The organism is Mesorhizobium sp. B2-1-1 (genome assembly GCF_006442975.2).
Lineage (GTDB): Bacteria > Pseudomonadota > Alphaproteobacteria > Rhizobiales > Rhizobiaceae > Mesorhizobium.
Map to the genome: position 1 here is coordinate 1743271 of NZ_CP083954.1, position 17407 is coordinate 1760677.

General features: G+C 63.9%; 20 protein-coding genes. 6 read left to right on the forward strand and 14 right to left on the reverse strand.

From position 1 onward, the window contains the following. Positions 1 to 2 precede the first annotated feature (2 nt). Together FJ972_RS08505 and FJ972_RS08510 are read right to left on the reverse strand one after the other, a co-directional pair. The gene (locus FJ972_RS08505) at positions 3 to 479 is read right to left on the reverse strand and encodes an NUDIX hydrolase (protein WP_140522486.1); all 477 of its coding nucleotides are present in this window, start codon (positions 477 to 479) and stop codon (positions 3 to 5) included. Positions 480 to 602: 123 nt separating this feature from the next. After that, the gene (locus FJ972_RS08510; protein WP_140522484.1) at positions 603 to 911 is read right to left on the reverse strand and encodes a hypothetical protein; all 309 of its coding nucleotides are present in this window, start codon (positions 909 to 911) and stop codon (positions 603 to 605) included. A gap of 338 nt (positions 912 to 1249) precedes the next feature. Between FJ972_RS08510 and FJ972_RS08515 the strand changes: the two genes are divergently transcribed. Beyond that, positions 1250 to 1825: an invasion associated locus B family protein gene (locus tag FJ972_RS08515; protein ID WP_140522482.1), complete on the forward strand. Its 576-nt coding sequence runs from the start codon at positions 1250 to 1252 to the stop codon at positions 1823 to 1825. 71 nt (positions 1826 to 1896) lie between these two features. Here FJ972_RS08515 and coaBC read toward each other — a convergent pair whose 3' ends face one another. The 4 genes from coaBC to ubiE all read right to left on the reverse strand — a co-directional run bounded on the left by coaBC (position 1897) and on the right by ubiE (position 6020). After that, positions 1897 to 3369, reverse strand: a complete 1473-nt coding sequence (gene coaBC / locus FJ972_RS08520; protein WP_210239841.1) for a bifunctional phosphopantothenoylcysteine decarboxylase/phosphopantothenate--cysteine ligase CoaBC — start codon at positions 3367 to 3369, stop codon at positions 1897 to 1899. A 2-nt stretch (positions 3370 to 3371) separates the two neighbouring features. Beyond that, the gene (locus tag FJ972_RS08525) at positions 3372 to 3581 is read right to left on the reverse strand and encodes a FitA-like ribbon-helix-helix domain-containing protein (RefSeq protein ID WP_140496375.1); all 210 of its coding nucleotides are present in this window, start codon (positions 3579 to 3581) and stop codon (positions 3372 to 3374) included. A 74-nt stretch (positions 3582 to 3655) separates the two neighbouring features. Continuing rightward, on the reverse strand, positions 3656 to 5230 hold the full coding sequence (gene ubiB / locus FJ972_RS08530; protein WP_140522480.1) for a 2-polyprenylphenol 6-hydroxylase: 1575 nt from the start codon (positions 5228 to 5230) through the stop codon (positions 3656 to 3658). 13 nt (positions 5231 to 5243) lie between these two features. Beyond that, positions 5244 to 6020 (reverse strand): bifunctional demethylmenaquinone methyltransferase/2-methoxy-6-polyprenyl-1,4-benzoquinol methylase UbiE, encoded by a 777-nt coding sequence (gene ubiE, locus FJ972_RS08535; RefSeq protein ID WP_140522478.1) that lies wholly within the window; start codon positions 6018 to 6020, stop codon positions 5244 to 5246. 133 nt (positions 6021 to 6153) lie between these two features. Between ubiE and FJ972_RS08540 the strand changes: the two genes are divergently transcribed. The 3 genes from FJ972_RS08540 (at position 6154) to FJ972_RS08550 (ending at position 8638) form a co-directional block, all read left to right on the forward strand. Next, positions 6154 to 7128, forward strand: coding sequence for an adenosine deaminase (locus FJ972_RS08540; RefSeq protein WP_140513737.1), 975 nt, complete (start codon positions 6154 to 6156; stop codon positions 7126 to 7128). Positions 7129 to 7258: 130 nt separating this feature from the next. Continuing rightward, on the forward strand, positions 7259 to 7888 hold the full coding sequence (gene upp / locus FJ972_RS08545) for a uracil phosphoribosyltransferase (protein WP_140522476.1): 630 nt from the start codon (positions 7259 to 7261) through the stop codon (positions 7886 to 7888). Between the two features lie 186 nt (positions 7889 to 8074). Then, complete coding sequence (locus tag FJ972_RS08550; RefSeq protein WP_140496364.1) at positions 8075 to 8638, forward strand: TIGR02281 family clan AA aspartic protease; 564 nt, start codon at positions 8075 to 8077, stop codon at positions 8636 to 8638. 30 nt (positions 8639 to 8668) lie between these two features. Here FJ972_RS08550 and deoA read toward each other — a convergent pair whose 3' ends face one another. The 6 genes from deoA to FJ972_RS08580 form a co-directional block, all read right to left on the reverse strand. Continuing rightward, positions 8669 to 9988: a thymidine phosphorylase gene (gene deoA, locus FJ972_RS08555; protein WP_140522474.1), complete on the reverse strand. Its 1320-nt coding sequence runs from the start codon at positions 9986 to 9988 to the stop codon at positions 8669 to 8671. Further along, the gene (locus tag FJ972_RS08560) at positions 9988 to 10794 is read right to left on the reverse strand and encodes a purine-nucleoside phosphorylase (protein ID WP_140522472.1); all 807 of its coding nucleotides are present in this window, start codon (positions 10792 to 10794) and stop codon (positions 9988 to 9990) included. The genes deoA and FJ972_RS08560 overlap by 1 nt, the downstream gene beginning before the upstream one ends. Next, entirely contained in the window at positions 10791 to 11183 is a 393-nt protein-coding gene (cdd, locus tag FJ972_RS08565) for a cytidine deaminase (protein ID WP_140522725.1), read from the reverse strand. The genes FJ972_RS08560 and cdd overlap by 4 nt, the downstream gene beginning before the upstream one ends. 65 nt (positions 11184 to 11248) lie before the next feature. Next, the gene (locus FJ972_RS08570; RefSeq protein WP_140522470.1) at positions 11249 to 12220 is read right to left on the reverse strand and encodes an ABC transporter permease; all 972 of its coding nucleotides are present in this window, start codon (positions 12218 to 12220) and stop codon (positions 11249 to 11251) included. Between the two features lies 1 nt (position 12221). Next, complete coding sequence (locus tag FJ972_RS08575) at positions 12222 to 13361, reverse strand: ABC transporter permease (protein WP_140496356.1); 1140 nt, start codon at positions 13359 to 13361, stop codon at positions 12222 to 12224. Then, a complete protein-coding gene (locus FJ972_RS08580; protein WP_140513932.1) occupies positions 13358 to 14890 on the reverse strand; it encodes an ABC transporter ATP-binding protein in 1533 nt (510 codons plus the stop codon). The genes FJ972_RS08575 and FJ972_RS08580 overlap by 4 nt, the downstream gene beginning before the upstream one ends. A gap of 215 nt (positions 14891 to 15105) precedes the next feature. Between FJ972_RS08580 and FJ972_RS08585 the strand changes: the two genes are divergently transcribed. Then, positions 15106 to 15315: a SlyX family protein gene (locus FJ972_RS08585; protein WP_140513732.1), complete on the forward strand. Its 210-nt coding sequence runs from the start codon at positions 15106 to 15108 to the stop codon at positions 15313 to 15315. 17 nt (positions 15316 to 15332) lie between these two features. Continuing rightward, a complete protein-coding gene (locus FJ972_RS08590; protein ID WP_140496352.1) occupies positions 15333 to 15710 on the forward strand; it encodes a hypothetical protein in 378 nt (125 codons plus the stop codon). Here the strand turns inward: FJ972_RS08590 and FJ972_RS08595 are convergent. After that, positions 15705 to 16145 carry a GNAT family N-acetyltransferase gene (locus FJ972_RS08595; RefSeq protein ID WP_224655827.1) on the reverse strand — a complete coding sequence of 147 codons (441 nt, stop codon included), beginning with the start codon at positions 16143 to 16145 and terminating at the stop codon, positions 15705 to 15707. The two genes, FJ972_RS08590 and FJ972_RS08595, sit on opposite strands and share 6 nt — an antisense overlap. Positions 16146 to 16275: 130 nt before the next feature. Beyond that, positions 16276 to 17265 (reverse strand): BMP family lipoprotein, encoded by a 990-nt coding sequence (locus FJ972_RS08600; protein WP_140496350.1) that lies wholly within the window; start codon positions 17263 to 17265, stop codon positions 16276 to 16278. Between the last annotated feature and the right edge of the window lie 142 nt (positions 17266 to 17407).

Below are 17407 nucleotides of genomic sequence, written 5' to 3' on the forward strand. Positions count from 1 at the left end.
CTTTACGTAGGGCCGATTTGTGCCGGCTGGGGAAGCTTCAAGGTCCTTACCAGCGTCGAAAGTTCGGGTTCGTCGATGAGCATGGCCGCATCGGCCGGCGCCAGCCAGGCCCGTTGCCGCCGTTTGGCTTCCTGCCAGTCGGCAAGCTCTTGCGTTACTTCCAACAGATAGACGATGACATCGACGCGCACGAACCGGTTGGCCAGCCGCTTCCAATAGGAATAGGTGCCCGCTGGCTGCTTCAGGGTCTTGCCGAGCACGCCCGCTTCTTCCTGCGCCTCGATGGTGGTCGCCTTGCGTCCGCTCTTGCCTTTCATCGGCCAGCCCTTGGGTACGATGAAGCGCCTGGTGGTGCGCGAGGTGACCAGCATCACCTCGATGTCGCCGCGCTGGTCCAGCCGAAAAGGGATAGCCGCGACCTGGCGGATCGTCTCGCCCTTCTTGGCCTTGCGCACGGCCTTTTTCTTGGTGGCTGCCATTCGTAAAATCCAGTCGGTGCAGTGCCCATACCGTGACGCGGTGTCGTTGCAAAACCCAAACTGCCGCAAGGGCACCGGAACGCCCCTACCATGTAAGTCGGCTAAATAAAAGGGAAGCCCGCCTCAGCGGCAGGTGCTTACGGCGGTGTTGCCGATTATCTGGGTCTGGCAGTTCGGCCTGACCCGCGGCACGATGGGCGGCGGCTGTTGCACGATCACCCGGTCCTGAGCCCGATTCTGTTGCTGCTGTTGCTGAAACTGCTGCCGCTGGACACGGTTTTGCAAGGCCTGCAGATCGTTCTGCTGGATCAACGCGTTGTTGTCGACGGAGGGAATGAGCACCTGCGCGGAAGCAGGCAGACGGATGCCCGCCAGCGTCGAGGCTGCCAATGCCGCCGTCATGAAAACCGTTGATGGCCGAAGCGCCAACATCTGCTCATTCCCGCACAAACAAAATTCACTCTACATATAGTGCGTTTGTCCCCTCGTGCCACGCCAGAGTGCCGATTAACAGGAAATCGCGTGATCCCGCCCCCTTCGCGGCGGAGGAGAATCTGCCCCGCCGCCCGCATCGCACTTGACGGAAGCGGTCGATTCACCGCTCTATCGGGTTGACGCCGGCCTCCAAATTCCATGGCGTCAACGGCGTCGGCATGTCCGTTGGATGCAACGGCGCCTTCGAGGAAACGGTCAAACAGAACGCCGACAGTGCGTCCCTCAGGGTCAGCTTCCAGCTGGCTCAGGGATGGAGCCGGGCAAAAGGGGTCCTTATGAGGAAGCATGCGTATCTGCTGGCGATGCTGGGGGCTGCCTGCATCGCCGGTCTGCCGGCCGCGGCGGCGCAGACAAAAGGCGACAAAGCGGCGGCCGCGCCCGCCGCCAACCAGCCACAGTTGCCCGGCGGCGCATCGGCCCTGTCCGAAACCCATGGCGACTGGGCGGTCAACTGCCAGATATCGGGCGCGGCCAAGGCATGCAGCCTGTCACACCAGCAGTTCAACAAGCAAAGCAACCAGCGTCTGCTGGCGATAGAGCTGTCGAGCAGGACGGGCGAAGACGCGACCGGTACGCTCGCTTTGCCGTTCGGCCTGGCGCTCGCCAAGGGCGTCACCCTGACGATCGACGACCAGAAGCTGGACGGCAGCCTGCAGTTCAACACTTGCCAAGCCGTCGGCTGCCTGGTGCCGGTGGCGTTCGATGCCAACGTCGTCCCCGTGCTCAAGGCGGGCACCACCTTGAAGGTCGATGCCTTCGCGGCGGATACGGGGCAAGCGGTTAGCTTCTCCATCCCGCTCAATGGCTTCGGAAGTGCGCTTGCCCGGACGGCCGAGCTTCTTGCCGACTAGCGGTTCAGCGTTCCACAGAATCGCTAGCTTGCGCTAAGCCTTTGTTTTAGGAATTCCGACGGTCCAGCTCGTCACGCTGCAGTCGTTTTCAGCCGTTCCGCGATCAGGGTGGCGAGCCGGGTCGCCACTTCGTCCTTGCTCATCTCGGGCCATTCCTCGACGCCGGTCTTCGAGACGATGCGAACACGGTTGCGGTCGCCGCCCATCACACCGGATGGGCCGACGCCGCTGGTCTGCGACACGTCGTTGGCGACAATGAAGTCGGCGCCCTTCTTCCTCAGCTTGGCTTCGGCGTTGCGCAAAAGGTCCTGCGTCTCGGCGGCGAAGCCGACCACCAGCGCCGGCCGCTGCTTGTGATGCCCGACGCCCGCAAGGATGTCGGGGTTCTCGATCATGCGCAGCACCGGCGGGCCTTCGCCCGGCGCTTTCTTGATCTTCTCGCCGGCTGGGCTGTCGGTGCGCCAATCGGCGACGGCGGCGACGAATACCGCCGCATCGGCCGGTAGAAGCTGTTCCACGGCATCGCGCATTTCCTGTGCCCGCTCGACGTGGATGGTTTTCACTCCAGCCGGATCGGCGATGCTGACGGGACCGGAGACCAGCCTCACGTCGGCGCCGAGCCTGGCCAATGCCGCCGCTATGGCATGGCCCTGCTTTCCCGACGATCGGTTGGCGATGTAGCGAACGGGGTCGATCGGCTCGTGCGTCGGGCCAGACGTGACGATGATCTTCTTGCCGGCCAGCGGCTTGGATCCGGTATCGAGCAGCGCCTCGATGGCGGCGACGATCTCCAGCGGCTCGGCCATGCGGCCTTCGCCAGCCTCGTTGCTCTCGGCCATCTCGCCTTTGGCGGGGCCAACAAAGGTGATGCCATCCTTGTGCAGCGCCGCACGGTTGCGCCGCGTCGCCGGATGCGCCCACATCCTGGGGTTCATGGCCGGCGCCATCAACACCGGCTTGTCGGTGGCCAGGAGCACGGTGGAGGCAAGATCATTGGCGTGGCCGTTGGCGAGCTTGGCCATCAGGTTGGCGGTGGCGGGCGCCACGACCAGCAGATCGGCCTCGCGCGACAGCCTGATATGGCCGACATCGTGCTCGTCATTACGATCGAAGAGATCGGTAAAGACATGGTCTGCCGAGAGCGCACCGGCCGACAGCGTGGTGACGAATTCCCGCGCAGCCGACGTCATGACCACGCGCACCGCCGCACCCCTTTCACGCAGACGGCGGATCAGGTCGAGTGCCTTGTAGGCGGCGATGCCGCCGCCGATGATGAGCAGGATGCGCTTGCCGGAGAGGGTCATGGAGGACCAGAGATCATCAGCGAGTTTCTTCTGATCAAAATCTACTTTTTGCAGCTGCCGGCCGAATTCGAGGATCTCCTCCGCCGTAACGAAATCCTCGGCACCTTTGAAGGTGGGCGCCACTTCCTTGAGCAGCAGACTTCTTGCCTCCTGCTCCATCGACACACCATGACGGGCAGCCCGCTCGCGCAGTCTTTGTTTCAAATCCTCGTCGAGATTACGAATGGTCAGGGTACCCATTGCTAACTTTGCCTGCCTGCCATTGGTTGAACCTTGGCCTCGTCCTTAAATGTCAGGCGTCCGCCATCGAAGCCTTTCGTGGTCGGAAGCCCAACTGATGCCGCGAGCACATCCCGCGCCTCCTGCTCCATGGAAACGCCGCGCGCAGCACCGCGTTCACGCAATCGCTGCATGACATGATCTTCCAGATTCCGGACAGTAATCCTGGCCATAGTCGCACTCCTGCGCACAATATAGCTATCCCGCCTTTCGACTGCAATGACAGCATCGCTGTCATTGCAGTCACTCAGAGCAGCTTCCAGGCTATATAGACCAGCGTCAGGGCTATCACCCAAAGCGCCACGCGGCCGGAGCGGTTGTAGCGCGCTTCGGCCTTGCCGATGGCGCGGGCCGTCGCCTCGTCGAAGCGCAGACCATGTTCGGCCATCAGGTCGATCTCGCGCGACAGCCGCTCGGTGCGCGCTGCCAACTCGGGGGCTTGGCGGATCAGCGTCAGCATCGCCTTGCCGCCGTCGCGGGCGTCGGCCAGCAGGCCGCTTGGACCGAGATTTCCTGATATCCAGCCGCTGACCACGGGTTCGGCGGTCTTCCACATGTTGAAGGCCGGATCGAGCGTGCGCGCCACGCCCTCGACCACCACCATGGTTTTCTGCAGGAGGATCAGTTCGGGCCGCGTCGCCATGTCGAAGAGTTCGGTCACCTCGAACAGCAGCGTCAGAAGCTTGGCCATGGAAATGGTCTCGGCCGGCTGGCCATGGATCGGCTCGCCAATGGCGCGGATCGCCTGGGCGAAGGCCGCGACATTGTGCTGGCGCGGCACGTAGCCGGCCTCGAAATGAACCTCGGCGACGCGCAGATAGTCGCGCGTGATGAAGCCATAGAGGATTTCGGCGAGAAACCGGCGCTCCTTCTTGCCGAGCCTGCCGGCAATGCCGAGATCGACCGCGACGATCGTGCCATCAGCCTCGACGAACAGGTTGCCCGGATGCATGTCGGCGTGAAAGAAGCCGTCGCGCAGCGTATGGCGCAAGAACGACTGGATGAGGTTGGCCGCGATTGCCCTCAGATCGTGTCCAGCGGCGGCGAGTCCGGCGATGTCGTTCATCTTGATGCCGTCGACCCATTCCATGGTCAGCACGTCGCGGCCGGTGCGCTCCCAGTCGACGGAGGGGACGCGAAAGCCCGGATCCTCCCTGGTGCTTTGACCAAGTTCGGAAAGCGCGGCCGCCTCGAGGCGCAGGTCCATCTCGATCTTGGTGGTCTGCGCCAGCGTCTCGGTCACCTCCACGGGCCGCAGCCGGCGTGAGGAGGGGATGTATTTCTCCTGCAGGCGGGCGGCGAGGAAATAGCTTTCGAGATCCTGGAAGAAGCGGCGGCGCACGCCCGGCCGGATCACCTTGACCGCTACCTTCCTGGCGACGCCGCCATCGACGGTTTCAGCGGCATGGACCTGGGCGATGGAGGCCGCGGCGACCGGGTCGCCGAACCGCGTGTAGAGGTCGCCGAGCTTGCGCCCGAGCGAGCCCTCGATGGCCGCCACCGCCTCGGCAGTCGGGAAGGTGTGCATCTTGTCCTGCAGCATGGCGAGATCGAGCGCCACGTCGTTGCCGACGACATCGGGTCGTGTCGCCAGAAACTGGCCAAGCTTGACATAGGACGGCCCGAGCCGGACCACCGCCTTGGCCAGCCGATCGCTGCGCTCATAGGCGAGCGCGCGGCGGCGGGTAAACAGCCGCGCCAGCCGCCAGCCCAATTTCGGCAGGCCGGACAGTTCCTCGCCGGGCAAAGCGGCGACGACGCCCTCGCGCACAAGCACCCAGCCGGCCCGCATGAGCCGAAATCCAGCGCTGACGGTGCTCATGCCCGGGCCTGCCTCAAAGTTTCCAGCCCGAATGAAGCGCGGCGATGCCGCCGGAATAGTTGCGGAACGAGACCCGATCGAAGCCCGCGCGGGTTATCATGGAAGCAAAATTCGCCTGGTTGGGGAATTTCGCGATCGACTCGACCAGATAGGAATAAGGCTCGCCGTCGCCGGTGACGGCCTTGCCGATCTTCGGAATGGCCTTGAACGACCAGGCCTCGTAGACCCTGTCGAGCAACGGCATCTCGACCTCGGAAAATTCCAGGCACAGGAACCGCCCGCCCGGCTTCAGCACGCGCAACGCTTCGCTGAGGGCGACGTCGATCCTGGGAACGTTGCGGATGCCGAAAGCGATGGTGTAGGCGTCGAAGGTGGCGTCCGCGAACGGCAGTTCCTCGGCATTGGCTTCGACGAAATCGGTGTTGCCGGACATGCCTTTCTTTTGCGCCCTGTCGCGACCGACGGCGAGCATCGAGCCGTTGATGTCGAGCACGGTGGCATGAGCATGCCCATGGCTGGCATCGACGATGCGAAAGGCGATGTCGCCGGTGCCGCCGGCGACATCGAGCACGCACCAGCCCGGCCGCTTCGGCGGATTGAGCCAGGCTACCATGGCGTCCTTCCACAGCCGGTGCAGGCCGCCCGACATCAGGTCGTTCATCAGATCGTAGCGGTTGGCGACCTTGTGGAAAACATCGTTGACCAGGGGCTGCTTGTCGCCTGCCCCTACACGCTTGAAACCATAGGAGGTTTCCATGCCGCCGGCGGCCGTGGTTCTCTCAACTGACATTTTTTTGATCCGTCATAAAACCGGCGGGACCATAGCCGATCGATGGTGCGGGCGCTATTGTTTAAGGCGCGGTGTTCGGCCGCGCTTCCAGGTGGCGGGTTTCGAGACCTGGACTGACCGACGGGATGTTTGAATGCCTTTGAAAGCGGAACTGCACTGCCACATCGAAGGGGCAGCGGCACCGGAACTCGTCATCCGACAGGCGCAGAAATACGGCAAGGACATCTCGCCCTATATCCAGAACGGCTCTTTCGTCTGGCACGATTTCACCTCTTTTCTCGCCGCCTATGATTTCGCCTCCGACCTGTTCCGGACCGAGGAAGACTATGCGCGGCTGGCTGACCATTATCTGACCAGCCTGGCTCGTGACGGCGCCATCTACTCAGAGGTCTTCACCTCGCCGGATCATGCCATGAAGGCGGGCCTGTCGCCCAAGGCCTATACTGACGCGCTCGGCGAAGGCATGGCCCGCGCCAAGGCCAAGACCGGCATCGAGGGCCGCATGATCGTCACCGGCGTGCGCCATGCCGGCGTCGAGTCCATCGAGCAGGCAGCGCGCTTTGCCGCGCGCTGCGGACATCCGCTGGTAACCGGCTTCGGTGTCGCCGGCGACGAGAGGGTCGGCGAGATGGAGGACTACGTCAGGGCATTCGAAATCGCCCGCGAGGCCGGGCTCGGCATTACCGTCCATGCAGGCGAACTGACGGGGTGGGAGACGGTCCAGGCGGCGCTCGATCACATCCGCCCGTCGCGCATCGGCCATGGCGTGCGCGCCATCGAAAACCCCGATCTTGTCCGGCGCATCGCCGATGAGGGCGTGGTGCTGGAATGCTGTCCCGGCTCCAACATTGCGTTGAAAGTGTTCGACAGTTTCGCCGCCCACCCGTTCCCCGCCCTGCTAGCGGCCGGCTGCAAGGTGACGCTCAACTCGGATGATCCGCCCTATTTCTGGACCTCGCTGAAACGCGAATACGACATTGCGGCCGAGTATTTCTCGATGAACGAGAAGGCGCTGGCGGCCGTTACCCGAACGGCCATCGAGGCCGCTTTCGTCGACAGGAAGACCAAGGCAACGCTGCTCAGCCGGCTGGATGCGAAGGCCAGGTGAATGAAGGCTGGGTGGACAGGGAGTGGCCAGCAGTGAGCAGTTTGGCGGAGCGCGCATCGGGACTCGCAAATCGGCTCACTATTCACTACTCACTATTGGCTACTCACCACGAACCACGTCGGAGCACATCATGAAGGGCGTCACCGTCGTCGACCACCCGCTTGTCCAGCACAAGCTGAGCATCATGCGCAAGAAGGAGACATCGACGGCCGGTTTCCGGCGGCTGCTGCGCGAGATCTCGCTGCTGCTCGGCTATGAGGTGACACGCAATCTCGAACTCACGACGACGACCATCGAAACGCCGATCGAAACGATGGAGGCGCCGACGCTGGAAGGCAAGAAGCTGGTCTTCGCCTCGGTGCTGCGCGCCGGCAATGGCTTGCTCGAAGGCCTGCTCGACCTGGTTCCGGCGGCCCGCGTCGCCCATGTCGGCCTCTATCGCGACCATGAGACGCTGGAGGCGGTCGAATATTTCTTCAAGGCGCCGAGCGACCTTGCCGACCGGCTGGTCATCGTCGTCGATCCGATGCTGGCCACCGCCAATTCCGCCATCGCGGCGATCGACAAGCTGAAGGGGCGCGGCGCCACCAACATCCGCTTTCTGTGCCTGCTGGCGGCGCCCGAAGGCATCGAGCGCTTCACCAAGGCACATCCCGACGTTCCCGTCTTCACGGCTTCCATCGATCGCCAGCTCAACGAGAAGGGCTACATCATGCCCGGCCTCGGCGACGCCGGCGACCGCATGTACGGGACAAAGTGATTTACCGAAAGTTTACGCAACGGCGCGGTTTCGAGCGGCGTTAAAACGGCAAACACCATCCCGGCGTTAAGGATCGGCCTTCACGACAGCGCCGTGCGTCCTGTCGGACGCTGCGGCACTTTGATTTGCGCGTGATCCTTTCCGAAATCGATCCCGATTTTCGGGGTCATGCGCCGGGGCCGATCCATGCTGCGCAAGCTACTTATCCTCAGCGTCTTTGCCGGTACATCGGCATCCATCCCGATTGTCTATCAGTCGAATCCGCAGATGTTCGAAAGCCTGCTGAAAACGGCGGTGACGGCCAAGCCAGCGGCCGACGCCCGTCCGGAGGTCGCCTTGGCAGCGGCTCCCGACAAGCCGGTGGCGCCGTTGCCGATGGGCCGCAAGGTTGTCGTCACGGCCGACGCGCGAGGGCATTTCTCGTCGGCCTTCAAACTGAACGGACGCCAGATCGATGGCATGATCGATACAGGAGCGACACTGGTCGCCGTCAACACCTCGACGGCGCGCAGGATCGGATTGTCGCTGAACCCGTCGGATTTCAGTCATGAGGTCAACACGGCCAACGGCACGATCAAGGCGGCGGTGGTGATGATCGACCGCTTGCAGATCGGCAGCATCACCGTCAACGACGTGCAGGCCATCGTGCTCGACGACAAGGCGCTGCACACCAATTTGATCGGCATGAGCTTTCTCAATCGGCTGGGCAAATATCAGGCCGAAAACGGCACGCTGCTTCTTGTCCAGTGAGCGGGCACGGCCGTTCGGGGCTGGGTCATATCAGCCACGCGGCAGGATGCGCCGGATGACCGACTTGTCGGCAGGCGGCTTGGAAGCGCCGATCGCATAGGCCGAAAGCACCGTTGCCGCCGCGGCTTCGGCGTCGGACACCGAGCGGGCATGGACCAGCGCCAGCGGCTCGCCAGCTCGAACCTCGGCGCCGACCGGCAACAGCCTGGTGATGCCGACCGCCGGGTCGACCTTGTCGTCTGGCCGGGTGCGGCCGCCGCCCAGCCCGACCACGGCAAGGCCGATATCACGCGTGGCAATGCCGGTGACGAAGCCGTCCGCGATCGCTCTCACCGCGTGTTCCGTTGGCGCAACGGGCAAATATCGTTCCGGCTTGTCAATGAAATCGGCGGGGCCGCCGAGCACCGTCACCATGCGCGCGAAGGTGGCGGCGGCGCGGCCGCTGGCAAGCGTTTCGGTGGCCCGCCGCATGCCGTCCTGGTTGGACGGCACCAGACCCGCCGCCTGCAGCATTTCGGCGGCGAGCGCCAGCGTCACATCCTCCAGGCGCCGGTCGCGAAGGCGGCCGGTCAGGAAATCGACGGCGTTGCGCACCTCGACCGCATTGCCGGCGGCCGACGCCAGCGGTTCGTTCATGCCGGTGATCAACGCCGAAACTTTTAATCCGGCGCCGCTTGCGACTTCGACCAGGCTGTTGGCGAGCGCCGTCGCGTCGCGCGACTTCTCCATGAAGGCGCCATTGCCGACCTTGACGTCGAGCACCAGCGACCCCAGGCCTGCCGCCAGTTTCTTCGACAGGATCGAGGCGGTGATCAGCGGCACCGACTCCACGGTTCCGGTCACGTCACGGATGGCATAGAGCCGGCGGTCGGCCGGCGCGAGGTCCGCGGTCTGGCCGATGATGGCGCAACCCGCCTCTAGCACCGCCTTGCGAAACAGCGTGATGTCGGGCTGGCTGGCGTAGCCGGGGATGGAATCCATTTTATCCAGCGTGCCGCCGGTGTGGCCGAGGCCGCGGCCGGATATCATCGGCACATAAGCGCCGCAGGCAGCGACGATCGGCGCCAGCATCAGCGAGACGTTGTCGCCGACGCCGCCTGTCGAGTGTTTGTCCGTGACCGGGCCGGGCAGGTCCGACCAGTCGAGCACGTCGCCGGAATCGCGCATGGCCAATGTCAACGCCACGGCCTCGTCGCGGCCCATGCCGTTGAAGAACACCGCCATGGCGAAAGCCGCGACCTGGCCATCGGTGACGGCGCCATCGGTTACGCCAGCGATGAAGTCGGCGATTTCGCGCGCCGGCAGTCTGTGGCCGTCACGCTTGTGGCGGATGATTTCCTGCGGAAGCATCAGTTCTCCAACAGTCCGTCGCGGAACACACGCTTCAGGATCGTCGCCAGCCGCGCGCCGCCGACCGGGGCCATATCCTTGGTCTCCTGGTGCGAAAGCTCGGCTCCGGTCATGCCGGCGGCAAGATTGGTGATGATCGAGCAGGCGGCGACACGCAGGCCAAGGAAGCGGGCAAGGATGACTTCCGGCACGGTCGACATGCCGACCGCGTTGGCACCCATGATGCGCGCCATGCGGATCTCGGCCGGCGTTTCGAAGCACGGGCCGGAGAACCACATGTAGACGCCCTTGTGCAGCGCCGTGCCGGTCGCCTTCGCCGCCTGTTCGATCGCCTTGCGGATGCCGGCATCGTAGGCTTCGGTCAGGCCGACGAAACGGCGATCGCTCGGCTCGCCGATCAGCGGGTTGGTGCCGGAGAAATTGATGTGGTCCGATATCAGCATCACCGAACCCGACCCCATCTCCGGATCGACCGAGCCGGCGGCATTGGTGAGGATCAGCTTGGTGATGCCGGTGCCGGCGAGCACCTCCAGCACCGGCCGCATCGCCGCCGCGTTGCCGTGCTCGTAATAGTGGGCGCGGCCCGACAGCATCAGCACCGGCGTGCCGGCAAGCAGCCCGACCACCACCTCTCCGGCATGGCCGGAAACGCCGCTTCTGGGAAAGCCGGGCAGATCGGCATAGGAAACACGGATCGGGTTCTCGACCTGGCTGACCAGCCCTCCCAGGCCAGAGCCCAGCACCAGCGCCGTGGTCGGCGCCAGGCCGTCCAGCCGTTCGATCAGATGGTCGAGCGCTTCCTTCATTTCAGCATGTCGCCGCGAAAGCCGTAAGGCAGCATGTCGCCCATGGTCACGGTTTCGGCGACGCCGGCATTGTCGCAGAGATAGAGTTTCGTTTCCGGACGGCAGAATTCGGCCAGCCGCTGCCGGCAGCCGCCGCAAGGCGAGCATTTGGCCATGCGCTCGGCAAGGACGGCGATTTCCATGATCTTGCCGCCGCCGCCCATGATGTAATGGCCGAGCGCCGTCGTCTCGGCGCACCAGCCTTCCGGATAGGAGGCGACCTCGATATTGGCGCCCGTGAAGACGCGCCCGTCCTCGGTGCGAAGTGCGGCACCGACCGGAAATTTCGAATAGGGGGCATAGGCCTTGGCCATGGCAGCCTTCGCCGCTTCGAATAATTCATGCGACATTTCGGTGTTCTCTCCGATGATCTTGTCCATAAGCCGGCGCGCCTTTTGCGTCGCGCCCTCGATCCTCAGCGTTCCTTGACATAAGGCACGCCGCCGGCGCGCGGCGGGATCGCCTTGCCGATGAAACCGGCGAGCAGGATGACGGTGAGAATATAGGGCAGGGCCTGCATGAACTGCACCGGCACCTTGCCGATGAGCGGCAGCGGCGAGCCTTGCAGGCGGATCGACAGGGCGTCGAGGAAGCCGAACAGCAGGCAGGCGAACATGGCGTTGACCGGCTTCCACTTGGCAAAGATCAATGCGGCCAGCGCGATGTAGCCCTTGCCGGCGGTCATGTCCTTCACGAAGCCGCCATTCTGCACCATCGACAGATAGGCGCCGGCGACGCCGGTCAGGATGCCGGTGCAGATCAGCGCCCTGTAGCGCAGCCAGGCGACCGAGATGCCGGCGGTGTCCACGGCGGCCGGGTTTTCGCCGACCGCGCGCAGCCGCAGCCCAAAGCGCGTGCGAAACAGCACCCACCAGGTGAAAGGCACCATCGCGAAGGCGAGATAGACCAGTATGGAATGGCCGGAGATCAGTTCCGCGTAGATCGGCCCGAGGATCGGCACGCCTCGGACAGCTTCGGCGCCGGGCCAGATGATCGCTTCGAACCGCTCGCCCGGCTGCAGCGCCGGGGTGCGCCCGCCCTGCTGAAACCATGCCTGGCCAAGGATGATGGTCGATCCGGCGGCGATGAAATTGATCGCCACGCCGGAGACGATCTGGTTGCCGCGATGGGTGATCGAGGCGAAGCCGTGGATCATGGCGAACGCGACCGAGATCACGACCGCCATGCCGAGACCGAGAAAGGCCGAATGGAACACGGAGGCCGCCGCCGCACCGGCGAAAGCGCCGACCAGCATCTTGCCTTCGAGGCCGATGTCGAAGATGCCGGCGCGTTCCGAATAGAGGCCGGCCAGGCAGGCGAACAGCAGCGGCACCGAGAGGCGGATGGTGGAGTCCAGCGTCTGGACGATGGCGTTGAAGGTGTCCATCTCAGGCGCCTTTTCCCTTGACCGCTTCCATGCCGACCGACCTCGGGCTGAGCGAGGCGAACAGCGCCTGGATGTAAGGCCTGAACATGTGTTCGAGAGCACCGGCGAACAGGATGACCAACCCTTGAATGATCACGATCATGTCGCGGCTGATCGCAGGCATCTCGAAGGCGAGTTCGGCGCCGCCCTGGTAGAGCATGCCAAACAGGATGGCCGCCAGCACGATGCCGACAGGGTGCAGGCGACCCATCAGCGCCACGGCGATGCCGACGAAACCGGCGCCGCTGACGAAGTCGATCGCGACATTGTGCTGGTCGCCCATCACCGGGTTGAGCGCCATCATGCCGGCGAGCGCACCCGAGATCATCATGGCGGTGATGATGATGCGGGTTTCGGAAATGCCGGCATAGCGCGCCGCCTTTGGGCTGTGGCCGTAGGTGCGCATCTCATAGCCGAGCCTGGTGCGCCAGATCAGCAGCCAGACCAGGAAGGCCATGAGCAGCGCGAGCAGGAAGGAGATGTTGAGCGGTGCCGAGCGGATCTTGGCGCCGAACAGCTCGATGACCCAGTTGAGTTTCGGCAATTCCGCGCCCGCCAGGAAGTTGCGCGTCTGCGGCGCCTGCGAGGCTGCCGGTTTCAACGGGCCGACCAGCAGGTAGACCATGATCGAAGCGGCGATGAAGTTGAACATGATGGTGGTGATGACGATGTGCGAGCCGCGCCTGGCCTGCAGATAGGCGGGGATCAGCGCCCACAAGGCGCCGACGGCCGCCGAAGCCACGATGGCCAGCGGAAATGTCAGCCACCATGGCAGCACGCTGTCGAAGGAAAGACAGACGATGGCGATGCCGAGGCCGGCGATGTAGGCCTGTCCCTCGGTGCCGATGTTGAACAGGCCGCAATGCGCTGCTACCGCCACCGAAAGTCCGGTGAAGATGAAGGTGGTGGCATAGAAGAGGGTAAAGGCGATACCTGTTCCCTTGCCGAAGGCGCCCTCGACCAAGATGACGGCGGCACGGAACGGGTTCTCGCCGACCAGAAGCACGACGAAGCCCGCGACGATGAAGGCCACAGACAGATTGATCAGCGGGATCAGCCCATAGTCGGCCCAGGCCGGCAATTTGGCATAGGGCGTGCTCATTGCGCCGCCTCCTGGCGCTCAACACCCGCCATCAGAAGGCCGAGCTCGCCCTCGCTCGCCTCCGGCCCGCGTTCGCCGACGATGCGGCCGGCAAACATGACCAGGATGCGGTCGGAGAGCGAGCGGATCTCATCGAGCTCGACCGACACGACCAGCACGGCCTTGCCCTGGTCGCGCATGGCGATCAGGCGCTTGTGGATGAACTCGATGGCGCCGACGTCGACGCCGCGCGTCGGCTGGCCGACGATGAGAACGCCGGGGTCCTGTTCGATTTCGCGCGCGAGCACGATCTTCTGCTGGTTGCCGCCGGAGAAGTTGGCGGTCTTCAGCCGTGGATTGCCGGGGCGGATGTCGTATTTCTCGATCTTGTCCTTGGCATCGGCAACGATGGCATCGATGTTGAGGAAAGGTCCTCTGAGGTAGCGGGGATCGTCATGGTAGCCGAGGATGGAATTCTCGTTCTCCTCGAAGGCCAGCACCAGCCCGACATGATGGCGATCCTCAGGCACATGGGCGAGGCCGCGGTCGCGCAGTTCGCCGGGATCGGCCTTGCCGGTGAGATCGATCGGCTTGCCCTCGAGCATCACCGAACCGGAAACGGCGTGCCTGATGCCGGAGATCGCCTCGAGCAGTTCGGACTGGCCGTTGCCGGCGACACCGGCGATGCCGACGATCTCGCCGGCGCGCAGGTCGAAGGAGATGTCGTCGACCATGGTGACGCCGCGGGAATCCTTGACCGTCAGGTTCTTGACCGCGAGTTTTACCGCGCCGGCTTCCGCTTCGCCCTTCTCCACCCGCAAGAGCACGCGGCGCCCGACCATCAGCTCGGCCAGTTCCGCGACGGTGGTCTTCTTCGTTTCCCTGGTCGCCACCATCGTGCCCTGGCGCATCACCGAAACCGTGTCGGTGATGGCCATGATCTCGCGCAATTTGTGGGTGATCAGCACCACCGTCTTTCCCTGCTCCTTCAATTGCTTGAGGATGCGGAAGAGGTGGTCGGCCTCGGCCGGCGTCAGCACGCCCGTCGGCTCGTCGAGGATCAGGATCTCGGCGCCGCGATAAAGCGCCTTGAGGATCTCGACGCGCTGCTGCAGGCCGACCGGCAATTCCTCGACGATGGCGTCGGGATCGACCTCGAGGCCGTATTCACGCTCCAGCCGCTCCAGTTCGGAACGCGCCTTGGCGATGCTTTTCTTCAGCAAGGCGTCGCTTTCGGCGCCCAGGATGACGTTCTCCAGGACCGAGAAATTGTCGACCAGCATGAAATGCTGGTGCACCATGCCGATGCCGAGCGCGATCGCATCGTTGGGCGTGCTTATCGATGCCGGCTTGCCGCCGACGCGGATCTCGCCGCTGTCGGCCTGGTAGAAGCCATACAGAATCGACATCAGCGTCGACTTGCCGGCGCCGTTTTCGCCGACGATGCCGTGGATGGTGCCGCGCGCGATTTCCAGGTTGATGTCGCGGTTGGCGCGCACGGCGCCAAAACTCTTGTTGATGCCGATCAGTTCGATTGCAGCCAGTTCGATCGCGGCATGCGCCATGCAGCCTGTCCCACTCTTATTTTTTTATCGCTTGGTCAAAATGCCTAGCATGACGCTCCGCCCGTGCCAATTGGTCGGAGCAGCGTCCACTCTCGACAAATCCCGGCGCGCTTGTCAATTTGGAACGTGGCCGAAGCTCTCATATTCGCTAATATGGGCAAGCCGATTTGACGCTGCGGCGCAACGCCTGAGGACTTCGCATGACCATGCCCGCCGACCGGCTGACGACGCTGGAGATCCGCTCCGCCGAGCAGGAGAAGACCATCGAGGAACTGTCCGGCCAGATCGCCGAGCAGTGGAAGGTGATCGAGCGCATGCAGCGCAAGCTCGACGCGCTGACCGACCGCTTCCTGGCGCTGGAGGAACAGGCGGCACCCGACGTGCCGGTGACTAAGCCGCCGCACTGGTAGGGGAGGGAAGTCGAGCGATGGCCAGCGATCGCATCGCAAGAGCCGGCGACTACGTGCTTGGCCTGATGAACGATGCAGAGCGCGAACGGGCCGAGCGCGATCTGGAGATCGATCCAGCCTTTCGCGATGCCGTGGTCCAGCTTGCTGAGCACCTGCATATTTTCGACCGCACCGAAGCCGCCGGTGGCGCGGAGCGCTGGCGGCAGATCACGCAGCGCATCGGCGACTTGCCGCAGATGCGCGCTGTCGGTCTTGAGGACGCTAAACCGGTGATCCGGGGCCCCGCCAAGCCGCATGATGTCGGCTTCTATTCTCTCGGCGACCGGCGCGGACTTGCGGTCGCCATTGGACTGGTCGTGGCTTTCGCATTGGGTTATCTGGCGGGAAAGCTATAGCCCACATTGGCGCGACATCAGCGCCATCGGCTCCCCGTTCTGCCTGAACGGCTCGACGACCCTCCAACCAAGCCTCATGTAGAAATCGCGCGCCTCCCACGTGTAGAGATAAAGCGCCTCCACGCCGAGCGATGTGGCATGAGCTTCGATTGCCCTGACCAGCGCAGTGCCGATCCCTCGGTGCTGGTGCTCGGGAGCGATGGCCAGGCCGGCCAGCCATGGTGTCAGATCATGCGCCGGTTCGAGTTCGTCGCGGACCAGCAGGCAGGTCCCGACCGGCACGTCGCCGATCCGGGCCACGAACGCCGTTTCGAAGCCGTCGCCGTGCAGCAGTTTACGAAGTCCGGCCACGTCGTCGTCCAGCGTTCGTCCGGTGCCCGTGAAAAAGGCGGCAACGCGCAATCGCGCCACCGCTGCAATGTCACGTTCGTTCATGGGTTCGACTGTCAACTGCACCATTGGCCTGGGGTCGTGTTTCTTGCGAGACGTCTGCGTCTACCCGGCAGCGACTTCCAAAACAAAACCGCCGGGACCATGCCCGGCGGTTTGCTGTCGGTTTGGCAGATCAATACGGGCAGGCGTTGTCGGCGGTGTAGTCGTGCACCTCGACCTTGCCGGCGATGATGTCGGCCTTGGCCTTCTCGACCGCCGCCTTCATCTCGTCGGTAACCAGCGCCTTGTTGTTATCGTCCATGGCGTAGTCGACACCGCCTTCCTTGAGGCCGAGATTTTCGACGCCACCCTTGAAGGTGCCGTTCTTGCCGTCCATGAAGGCGGTGTAGACGGCAACGTCGACGCGCTTCAGCATCGAGGTCAGGACCTTGCCGGGCTGGAGGCCGTTCTGGTTGGAATCGACACCGATGCCGAGCTTGCCGGCATCAGCCGCCGCCTGCAGCACACCGACGCCGGTGCCGCCCGCGGCCGCATAGACCACGTCGGAACCCTGGTCGATCTGCGTCTTGGCGATCTCGCCGCCCTTGGCCGGGTCGTTCCAGGCGGCCGGCGTGTCGCCGGTCATGTTCTGGATGACGTCGGTCGCGCCTGCCGATTTGGCGCCGCCGACATAGCCGCATTCGAACTTGCGGATCAGCGGAATGTCCATGCCGCCGACAAAGCTCACCTTCTTCGTCTTGGAGGCCATCGCCGCCATGATGCCGACGAGATAGGAGCCTTCATTCTCCTTGAATACGAGCGAGCGGACATTGGGCAGGTCGACGGCATCGTCGATGATGGCGAAGTTGAGATCGGGATATTCGGTCGCGACCTTCTTCAGTGCATCCTCCCAGGCGAAGCCGGCCATGACGATCGGGTTGTGGCCGTCCTCGGCGAAGCGGCGCAACGCCTGCTCGCGTTGCGAAGCGTTGGAGACCTCGAACTCGACATAGGGGACGCCGGTCTCTGTCTTGAACTTTTCGGCGCCATGGTAGGCCGCCTCGTTGAAGGATTTGTCGAACTTGCCGCCGAGATCATAAAGGATTGCCGGCTGCACATCCGCGGCGAAAGCCGGAAGAACCATTGCAGTTGCGGCCAGAAGGCCGAGAACGATACGTTTCATGTGATCCACACCCTGTCGGTTATTTTTTTCCGTTACGCCCGCCCGCCTGCCCGGTTCTCCGGCATGCGCGCGACGTCAGCCAGGAGTGTATATTCCCCTCCCGCTCAGCGGCAATCTGGCACGGCCCGAAACAAAATTCACG

What these genes read in the sequence shown, in the direction of transcription:
- FJ972_RS08505 (WP_140522486.1), bottom strand. Translation starts at nt 479, where the DNA reads ATGGCAGCCACCAAGAAAAAGGCCGTGCGCAAGGCCAAGAAGGGCGAG.
- FJ972_RS08510 (WP_140522484.1), bottom strand. Translation starts at nt 911, where the DNA reads ATGTTGGCGCTTCGGCCATCAACGGTTTTCATGACGGCGGCATTGGCA.
- FJ972_RS08515 (WP_140522482.1), top strand. Translation starts at nt 1,250, where the DNA reads ATGAGGAAGCATGCGTATCTGCTGGCGATGCTGGGGGCTGCCTGCATC.
- coaBC (WP_210239841.1), bottom strand. Translation starts at nt 3,369, where the DNA reads ATGGGTACCCTGACCATTCGTAATCTCGACGAGGATTTGAAACAAAGA.
- FJ972_RS08525 (WP_140496375.1), bottom strand. Translation starts at nt 3,581, where the DNA reads ATGGCCAGGATTACTGTCCGGAATCTGGAAGATCATGTCATGCAGCGA.
- ubiB (WP_140522480.1), bottom strand. Translation starts at nt 5,230, where the DNA reads ATGAGCACCGTCAGCGCTGGATTTCGGCTCATGCGGGCCGGCTGGGTG.
- ubiE (WP_140522478.1), bottom strand. Translation starts at nt 6,020, where the DNA reads ATGTCAGTTGAGAGAACCACGGCCGCCGGCGGCATGGAAACCTCCTAT.
- FJ972_RS08540 (WP_140513737.1), top strand. Translation starts at nt 6,154, where the DNA reads ATGCCTTTGAAAGCGGAACTGCACTGCCACATCGAAGGGGCAGCGGCA.
- upp (WP_140522476.1), top strand. Translation starts at nt 7,259, where the DNA reads ATGAAGGGCGTCACCGTCGTCGACCACCCGCTTGTCCAGCACAAGCTG.
- FJ972_RS08550 (WP_140496364.1), top strand. Translation starts at nt 8,075, where the DNA reads ATGCTGCGCAAGCTACTTATCCTCAGCGTCTTTGCCGGTACATCGGCA.
- deoA (WP_140522474.1), bottom strand. Translation starts at nt 9,988, where the DNA reads ATGCTTCCGCAGGAAATCATCCGCCACAAGCGTGACGGCCACAGACTG.
- FJ972_RS08560 (WP_140522472.1), bottom strand. Translation starts at nt 10,794, where the DNA reads ATGAAGGAAGCGCTCGACCATCTGATCGAACGGCTGGACGGCCTGGCG.
- cdd (WP_140522725.1), bottom strand. Translation starts at nt 11,183, where the DNA reads ATGTCGCATGAATTATTCGAAGCGGCGAAGGCTGCCATGGCCAAGGCC.
- FJ972_RS08570 (WP_140522470.1), bottom strand. Translation starts at nt 12,220, where the DNA reads ATGGACACCTTCAACGCCATCGTCCAGACGCTGGACTCCACCATCCGC.
- FJ972_RS08575 (WP_140496356.1), bottom strand. Translation starts at nt 13,361, where the DNA reads ATGAGCACGCCCTATGCCAAATTGCCGGCCTGGGCCGACTATGGGCTG.
- FJ972_RS08585 (WP_140513732.1), top strand. Translation starts at nt 15,106, where the DNA reads ATGACCATGCCCGCCGACCGGCTGACGACGCTGGAGATCCGCTCCGCC.
- FJ972_RS08590 (WP_140496352.1), top strand. Translation starts at nt 15,333, where the DNA reads ATGGCCAGCGATCGCATCGCAAGAGCCGGCGACTACGTGCTTGGCCTG.
- FJ972_RS08595 (WP_224655827.1), bottom strand. Translation starts at nt 16,145, where the DNA reads ATGAACGAACGTGACATTGCAGCGGTGGCGCGATTGCGCGTTGCCGCC.
- FJ972_RS08600 (WP_140496350.1), bottom strand. Translation starts at nt 17,265, where the DNA reads ATGAAACGTATCGTTCTCGGCCTTCTGGCCGCAACTGCAATGGTTCTT.